Raw genomic sequence first — 5,918 nt, 5'->3', positions numbered from 1 at the left:
CGGGGAAAATCGGCCTGAAGATAGTGTTTAACATGCTGAATATAAAACGTTTTAAAATCACGATAATGGCTCATGTGGAATAAAATGAGTATCGTCATCACTTCACTGAGAGAAAGGGAAGCGTCGCGGCGACGTTTGAGCAAGCCATTTTCAATTAACTGTTGATGCCAGAGAGGGATAAATTTTTGGCAAAAGTCATCGACGCAGCAGTAAAGTTCTTCTAAATTAGGCATGCCTGAGGATCTCCACGATTTTGTTTTATTTGACAAAAACTTTGATCGTGCCTCAGGCACTTAGTTCCCTTCTTAAGCAAACCTCAGGTTAAATTAGAATTATTAAATAGCATACTGAAATAGTAGCTAATTAATTTACTTCCATTAGCGTTGGAAAGAAGAGCTTCATAATTATGAAGCCTTATTTAATTACATGAGATCTCTATTTTGAATAGTTTATTCAGGAGTATTTATGAGGAATTATGATGACAAGAATTAACGAAACACGTGTAGGTAACGTATTGGCTGGTTGGAACCATTTGTCTGTTATCGGACCAATACAAATTCGCAATGCTTCTGGTCCTAGGATACAGCTATTATCGGGTGAATGGTGCGATGATTATATCATGGGATGGGGTTCATGTTTTCTTGGTCATGATAGCTCTGTTATACGAAAGGCTATTACTCATGCACTATCACGTGGTTTTCTTCAACAATATGAAACTGAAAAACATCAATTGTTGAGTGAACGCTTCTGCGCTGTGGTACCGTGCGCAGAAAAATTACGTCTTGTAAATTCAGGGCTAGAAGCCACTATGTATGCAACTCGAATAGCTCGAGCCGCAACAGGTAAACGCATTATTTTTAAATTTGAAGGCCACTTTCATGGCTTAAATGACACTCTTACATGGAATATAGATTCCTCTCCACGAAGTGGCGTTGTTTTTGCAAATGGTGAGCTAGAACGTCTTGAAGGTACTACCGGTATTCCTGCCGAATTAGGTCAATTAACTGTGCCATTGCCATGGAATGACCTAAATGCAGTGCAGAAAGCATTTGAAACATATTCTGGTGATGTGGCTGGCATCATTCTGGAACCGGTGGCTCTGAATATCGGTTGTATCAAACCAGATGAGGGATTTCTGCAAAACCTGCGTGCACTTGCGACAAAACATAAAGCGTTACTTATATTTGACGAGGTGTTAACAGGATTTAGGGCAAATATTGGTGGTGCTCAAAAAGACTATGGTGTCATTCCGGATATAGCGACTTATGGTAAGGCATTTGGTGCTGGAATGTCGATAGCTGGAATTGCTGGTAAAGCTGAATATATGGACATGATCGCTCCGCGTGGGCCTGTACAGATAAGTGGCACAAATACGGGAAGATATCTGTCGGTTTCTGCTGCTTTGGCAGTTCTCGAGCACTTAGAAGATGGCATCCTCTATCAACATGTTGCAAATTTAGAAAGCCAACTCATAAAAAATATGAGAGAAATTTTTAAGCAACACAATATTCCTTGTCATATTGATGGTTATGGCGGAAGAGTTGGGGTTCATATTGGGTCTTCAGTGCGCCCAAAAACAATGAAAGATATAGAAAATACCTACCCTGTGAAATTCGCACATAAATTATTCCGCTTGTTGTCAACAGAATATAAGTTATACGGATTTCTATTACCTCTAACATATTGCCCAGAGCCCGTGACGTTATCTGCTTTGCATACTACCGAAATGATCGATAGCGCATGTGATCGGTTGGATTCTGCTCTGATTAGGCTGGAATACCATGACAATTAAAAGCGCGCGCGCAATTCTTATTCGACGTTTTAATATCTCTGATATGGAAGCGGTTCTTAAACTCATAGCACAAATTGGTTCAGAGGATGATCTAACCCAATCTGCGAGTATTCAATTCATACGTGAATTGGAAAACCCGCATCAAGAGGAGATTCGGTTTGTTGCAACTGAGGGTGAGGAGGTTATCGGGACAATGGGGTGTAGTTTGGGAGCAATACCATCAAAGTATGTTCTTTGGGCTGACTGGTTGGTTGTTGATCAAAGTTATCGTCGATACGGTGTTGCTTCGTTGCTCTATAGCGAAATTGAGGCATTTGCATTAAGTCTCAGGAAAAAATACCTGTGTCTAGATATTGGTAACATTGACAAAGAGCGTGCTGCATATCTCTTTCATCTTCGTAATGGATTCCAAATAGTCGGGCAAGTACCAGATTATTGGGGGAAATCTGAACACCTAAACATAATGGCAAAATATCTTATTTCATAGGAGGCATTGACATGACCGTTTTGAACAGCGTCACCGAGTTAAAAGCTCTTGCTGAGAGCTATCGAAAAGATGGCCTGACAATTGGATTGTGTCACGGATGTTTTGATATCGTCCATATTGGTCACATACACCATTTACGACAAGCCAATTTACTGATTGATCGTCTTTTTGTGTCAATTACCGCTGATAAGTATGTCAACAAAGGTTCTGAGCGTCCCATTTTTTCCGATTATCATCGTGCCAAATTTATGGCATCGATTCGCTACTGCCATCATGTAATAGTGAGCGATTCACCTACTGCCGAACATATCCTCTCCGCTCTTCGTCCTCATGTGTTTTTTAAAGGTGCGGATTACGGTACTAGTACAGATTTAAGACTGAATGCAGAACGAATATTTGTTGAAAGCCATGGAGGACGCATGGCTTTCACTGATGGAAAGGTAATGGATTCAACTTCTCGGATCGCAAACATAATTATGAGCAAGAGTATGTAAAACTCTTAAAAATAGTGGAGCAAAAATGCAAACACTTCTATTGATTGATCTCGACGGGACACTCATTGATACTCCGCACTACGAAGCTTGGTGTAACGCTGCTCATCAGTTCGGGCTAACGGAGCTTACTCATGAAGAATATCTTGCCAATATCGCAGGACGACCTCGATTAGAAGGTGCTTCCAGCCTTTTGGATTTAAAAAAGGCTGGATTGCTTTCGGGTCTGGATAGATTAAACAATGGCAACATAAGTATGCTTGCGGAAATCAAACAGGCTGAATTTCTTAGGCTTTCTGTATACACCCGACTTTTCGATGACGCAGTACGACTTTTAAAGCGAGTAGAATCGTCGTCTCAGGAGGTTAAATTTTATACGGCCTCACAAAATGCATCTTCCCTATTCGACGATATGCTACGTAAGGAAAGCATAACACTCAATCAACAAAGCATAGTAAGGCAAAAACAAGATCAGACTCGAGAGGAGCTGTTTTTGTCTCTCATTGAAGAACGTATCCCAAAAGAGATCACGCTGATTGATGATTCTCCACATTCTATTGACGTAGCCTGTAATCTTGGAATCCGAGCTTATCAGATACATCGCAATGAACTCCTGCCCATGGCTACCGACCAACGCGCTTTTATTATTCCATCCCTCAATGACATCGCTATTCCGATTATCGAAACAATATAAGGAAATGATATGCAAACTAAATATGAAACAATTCTTGTAACTGGTGGAGCAGGATATATAGGTTCGCGACTGGTGCCTAAATTATTGGCTGCAGGCTATAAAGTTAGAATATTGGATGCCCAATTCTTTCCTAACGGACTTAATTTATTTCTTGAACATCCCCATCTGGAATTCGTTAAGGGGGATATTCGTGATAAAACTATTGTTGAAGATTCATTACGGGGAGTAACAACAGTAGTACACCTTGCTGCAGTAGCAAATGACCCTAGTTTTAACTCAGATCCGGAAGTCAGTCGATCTATAAATATTGCTTGTCTTCCTCATCTCATGACAAGTGCCAAGAATCTGGGGTGTCGGCGTTTTATCTACGCATCATCAGCGAGTGTTTATGGTATAAATGATCAACCTATCGTCGACGAAAGTCAGCCTTGTGTTCCTATCACGGACTATAACCGATATAAATCAGCAGGCGAGGAGGTTCTTTTCGGTCTAACGAGCCCAAATTTTGAAACCATTGCAGTGAGGGCAGCAACAGTTTGCGGTTGGTCTCCCAGACAACGTTTAGATTTGACCGTAAATATTCTGACTGCTAGTGCACTTTCACAAGGAAAAATTACCGTTTTGGGCGGGAATCAATACCGGCCTAATGTCCATATTTGCGATTTAACTCGCCTGTATGCAACACTTGTTCAACGTAATTCTCTTGGTTCAGTCAGCGGGCGTGCCATTAACGTCGGTTATGAAAACCATACTGTGAGCGATATAGCATTGCAGGTTAAAGATGTTGTTGATCGTTATTTCAATACCAATGTACCTATTGCTACAACAGCTTCTAATGACACAAGATCTTACCGATTAGATTCTCGTTTAGTACAAAATGAACTGGGTTTTCAATTTGTTTATACAATTCGGGATGCTGTTTTGGAAATATGTGAGAAATGGCAATCGGGTTGGTTTATTAACAGCACAAATGTTCTTATAGATCCTTGCTACCATAATGTGCTGAATATGAAATACACAGATTGGTCTTTCAATGTATTAAGGAGTCTTTGATGCTGACCATCACTTATGGAAGAAAAGAAGAAAATATATCTGAAGTCGGCCCTGATTCGTCAGCATTTATTTCATGTGTGACAACATTAGCTAATAGTTTTATGGGACTGCGACCACACGTACCAAAAGCATCTGAACGAGCTCAGCGGGTTCAGTTACTTATGGACAGGGTATATACATCAGGTGTTGGGGTTTTACGTGAAATAGTATCATTGCCAGCACCAAAAATTCTCCGGCTTTATGATGTCGAAACTGGTGAACCAGCAATTCACAAAAATGGCCGAGCCGCGAAAATTATTTTATCTCTCGATACAGCATTTGTGACCAGCACTGAATATTTGTGCGTAAGAGGAGGAGAATTCGAGTTAATCATAAGGCAGTTTATTGATGTTCCCAATAAGCTTGAAGTCTCAACTGTTATTGAATTACGTCAATTAAATACTGAAATTGGTCCACGGAAATTACGGTTGGATTACGGGCTTGATATTTCTGCAGGTAATGAATACCTCGGTACGGCTCCTTGGCTAGTCGCTCGTCATTATGATATTACTCAATGTTATTCCAATAAAAATGGTTTTAGCGCTATAGTCACAACCACAGAACAAAAATTGCACTATGATGTTCAATTATTTTCTGCCAGATACGCAAGCACATGGTCATGTCTGGGACAGAGTTGTGCAACATCCGTAACCTTCGATTTTTCCCAGAATGAACATCACCCTTTATTTATACATTGGAAGGTACGTTCAGAGGATTGCAGTGTGGGACTTGAGATATCCCCGGAGCCATTTAACTTCATCTCCTCCCAGAATGAGCATCAAGCAAGGTGGGACAAATTATGGGAAGAGCATGATGTGACAATCAATGCGTCCTATAAACCCATTGAACTCGGTATTAAATATGCACTTTTCCAACTTTTACAGCATGGTATTGGTGCATATAACCATGAGTTAGGTTTTGTTTCACCAGCTCGGGGGTTGACCAGCCCTTATCATTCAGGAGCGACTTTTTTTGATACTGAACTTCATAAATGTATATTTTGGGCTTGGAATGACCCACGTGTAGCAAAAGCATTCATTGACTACCGATACCATAGTATGGAAAAAGCGATTGAATTTGCAAAATCCACAGGATTTTTTGGGGCGCGTTTTCCAGAGGCTTCTAATGATCATGGTGCTGAAAACGGACCTCACTATGTCCTTTCCTATCCTGATGCTGATATCGTGCGTGAGTGGAGTGTCGATGAAGTATTACACATTTCTGCAGATGTCTGTTACTCCCTATACAGATACTGGTCTGTAACCTACGATGATGCTTATATGAACGCTCGTGGTTATAAAATAGTTGCAGAATGTGCAAGATTTGCTGCATCTGTATTTAAGTGGTCCGATAAAAAACAGG

General features: G+C 40.6%; 6 protein-coding genes and 1 pseudogene. 6 read left to right on the top strand and 1 reads right to left on the bottom strand.

The features are described from left to right. Positions 1 to 233: pseudogene (locus ACGF63_RS22155) on the bottom strand (IS982 family transposase); the annotation flags it as partial. Between the two features lie 242 nt (positions 234 to 475). On the opposite strand from ACGF63_RS22155, the gene ACGF63_RS22150 reads away from it, so the two are divergent. The 6 genes from ACGF63_RS22150 to ACGF63_RS22125 form a co-directional block, all read left to right on the top strand. After that, complete coding sequence (locus ACGF63_RS22150; protein WP_081738135.1) at positions 476 to 1,792, top strand: aspartate aminotransferase family protein; 1,317 nt, start codon at positions 476 to 478, stop codon at positions 1,790 to 1,792. Next, positions 1,782 to 2,279, top strand: a complete 498-nt coding sequence (locus ACGF63_RS22145; RefSeq protein ID WP_036843047.1) for a GNAT family N-acetyltransferase — start codon at positions 1,782 to 1,784, stop codon at positions 2,277 to 2,279. The genes ACGF63_RS22150 and ACGF63_RS22145 overlap by 11 nt, the downstream gene beginning before the upstream one ends. A gap of 11 nt (positions 2,280 to 2,290) precedes the next feature. Further along, a complete protein-coding gene (locus tag ACGF63_RS22140; RefSeq protein ID WP_051477109.1) occupies positions 2,291 to 2,773 on the top strand; it encodes an adenylyltransferase/cytidyltransferase family protein in 483 nt (160 codons plus the stop codon). Positions 2,774 to 2,798: 25 nt separating this feature from the next. Further along, on the top strand, positions 2,799 to 3,464 hold the full coding sequence (locus ACGF63_RS22135) for an HAD hydrolase-like protein (RefSeq protein WP_036843050.1): 666 nt from the start codon (positions 2,799 to 2,801) through the stop codon (positions 3,462 to 3,464). 9 nt (positions 3,465 to 3,473) lie between these two features. Continuing rightward, positions 3,474 to 4,517 carry an NAD(P)-dependent oxidoreductase gene (locus ACGF63_RS22130; protein WP_036843053.1) on the top strand — a complete coding sequence of 348 codons (1,044 nt, stop codon included), beginning with the start codon at positions 3,474 to 3,476 and terminating at the stop codon, positions 4,515 to 4,517. Next, positions 4,517 to 5,918: hypothetical protein (locus ACGF63_RS22125; protein WP_387633238.1), on the top strand; the 1,402-nt coding region annotated here is incomplete at its 3' end. The genes ACGF63_RS22130 and ACGF63_RS22125, both read left to right, overlap by 1 nt.

Source organism: Photorhabdus sp. RM322S (assembly GCF_042879395.1).
GTDB classification, from domain to species: domain Bacteria; phylum Pseudomonadota; class Gammaproteobacteria; order Enterobacterales; family Enterobacteriaceae; genus Photorhabdus; species Photorhabdus khanii.
The sequence above is the reverse complement of the archived record's forward strand: the minus strand, read 5'-3'. Positions and strand labels throughout refer to the sequence as shown.